Source organism: Methylobacterium sp. P5_C11 (genome assembly GCF_054049775.1).
The window spans coordinates 1-2,017 of record NZ_JBFULS010000113.1 but is presented as its reverse complement, the minus strand read 5'-3'; the positions used below and the strand labels follow the sequence as shown (position 1 = coordinate 2,017).

Here is a 2,017-nt window from a genome sequence, read left to right as displayed (position 1 = left end):
GGGTGCGGTCGAAGGCGTAGCCGAGGCGGCCGCGCACGGTGCCGAAGAAGTCGAGGCTGGAGAGGCCGCGCGGATCGGTGACGTAGTAGCCGGGGGCCAGGGCGCCATTGATGAAGGCGCTGTTCCGGTTACGGCCGAAGTCGAGGTACTGGGCATCGGCCTCGACGCCGAACACGACGCCGGAGCCGGGCGTCAGCTGCCAGTTGTAGCCGATCTGGCCACCGCCGGAGAAGCCGTCCTGGCTGCTGTTGCGGAAGGTGGCGACGGTGCCGGGGGCGGCGTAGGGGAACGGCACGCCGAAGCTGTTGCCGGTGGAGCGGCTGCTGGCGTCGAAGGCGTAGCCGGCGTTGATACCGAAGTAGGCGCCCGTCCAGGTGAACACCGGGACCGGGGTGAACACCGGCGGCGGAGCGGCCCGGCGCGGAAGGTCGGCGGCCGAGGCGGCACCGGTGAGGGCGGTGAAGGCGGCGAGCGAAGCCAGGAGCTTGGTCATGTCGTAGGGTCCAGAAATTCGATCTGGCAGTATGGCTACCGATCCTTGAGCGAAATGGCTGTAGTTTTACGGACACACTGAGCGGAGACGAGGCAAGCCGCTATAGTAAACCGCTCATTAACGCGGATCAGACCGTGGAATACGTCGAGATATACATAGGGAGGCGCGGCAACATCTGACTGGCTCGTTGGTTCCCGGCCGTTATGGCGTTACCCGGCGCCTGTGGCGGAGAGGCCACAGGCTGAATTGGTCGAGGCTATAGAAGGGGTAACATTCCACCGGGCACTGCACCTCGCTATGCCGATCCGGCCTGAGCACCGCTTCTTCTACCCTATCGACTGGTCGCAGCTCTCCGCCGTGATCCGGTTCGGCCGGGCGAAAGGCTGCTGTGAGGGCTGCGGGCGGCCGCATGGTTAGATGGTCTACCACCTCGGTGACGGCCGCTGGTGGGACGCGGAAGCCAGCCGGTGGCGTGACGGGTGGGGCCGCCGCATCCGGATCGCTGCGGAAGCTGACATCCTCCACCGTGCCCGTCGGACCCGCGTGGTCCTGCCCGCGGCCCATCGGGATCACGACACCTCGAACAACGCGGATGCCAACCTCGCAGCCTTCTGCCAGCGGTGCCACATGATCCACGACCGGCCGGAGCATCAGAGGCGGCGGTGGCGGACGCTGTTCCGCAGGAAGGCGATCGGCGACCTGTTCGGCGGTCCCTACGCCTGACTGACAGCCCTACTGGCGCGAGGTTCCCACCTCAAGGACCGCAGGTTTCGCCCTAAGTGTCGGGACCGCTACGACCGCTTCGCTCGGCAGCGAAGGCTCGAACGAAGCCAGCTGCAGCGTCATGGCGGGGTTTTCCGCGTCCGCCAATTCGACTGTGTTGTCTGGGCGAACGAGGACTTCGTACTGAGCCAACAGCATACCCGCCGAGAGCACGAGGCCGATGGCAACAAAACCGGTGGGAGGACCATCTTTGCGCATCTGACCTACTCCAGTTCAGGATGAGTTGTGCGCTTGGCATAAGGCAGCTTATGCGCATCCCTCAATTTAGGTACGCAGCTCTACTATACTGTATGCCACGATCACATAAGCGTTATCAGTCGCCCAGAACGATTGTGGAGAAAGGAATACTAACCTGCTGAGATGGATGCAGTTATGATGCTAGTCGCTATCGCAGGTATATAACGCTATAGAGCGTCTGGCGCAGCTCTTCCTCTGTCACCCAAACCCGTCCCAACCGGCAGCGTGCGGCAATACCCGGGCGCATTCGCGCACAGTACTCCCCCGTGTTGGTAGCACCACTCGCCCCGCACCTTGATGTAGGTTTCGTCGATGCGCAGCGAGCCGCAGTGTGGCCGACAAAACTGCCGTAGCCGCTTCTCGATCAGCGGCGCATAGGCCAGAACCCAGCGGTTCACGGAGGAGTGATCCACCTCCAGGCCACGTTCAAGGAACAGCTCCTCGATGTCGCGGTAGCTCAGCGGGTAGCGCAGGTACCAGGAGACCGCCTGCACGATCAGGACC

2 protein-coding genes and 2 pseudogenes are annotated in these 2,017 nt (G+C 63.6%); 1 reads left to right on the top strand and 3 read right to left on the bottom strand.

What is annotated here, in order from left to right; genetic code table 11:
- Positions 1-493 (bottom strand): outer membrane protein (locus ACXJKQ_RS27550; protein ID WP_457108843.1); only part of this gene is annotated, 493 nt, incomplete at its 3' end.
- A 297-nt stretch (positions 494-790) separates the two neighbouring features.
- Between ACXJKQ_RS27550 and ACXJKQ_RS27545 the strand changes: the two are divergent.
- A pseudogene (locus ACXJKQ_RS27545) lies at positions 791-1,216 on the top strand (hypothetical protein).
- Positions 1,217-1,225: 9 nt separating this feature from the next.
- Here the strand turns inward: ACXJKQ_RS27545 and ACXJKQ_RS27540 are convergent.
- Positions 1,226-1,474, bottom strand: a complete 249-nt coding sequence (locus ACXJKQ_RS27540; RefSeq protein WP_457108842.1) for a hypothetical protein — start codon at positions 1,472-1,474, stop codon at positions 1,226-1,228.
- A gap of 296 nt (positions 1,475-1,770) precedes the next feature.
- Positions 1,771-2,017 (bottom strand): annotated as a pseudogene (locus ACXJKQ_RS27535) (IS6 family transposase); the annotation flags it as partial.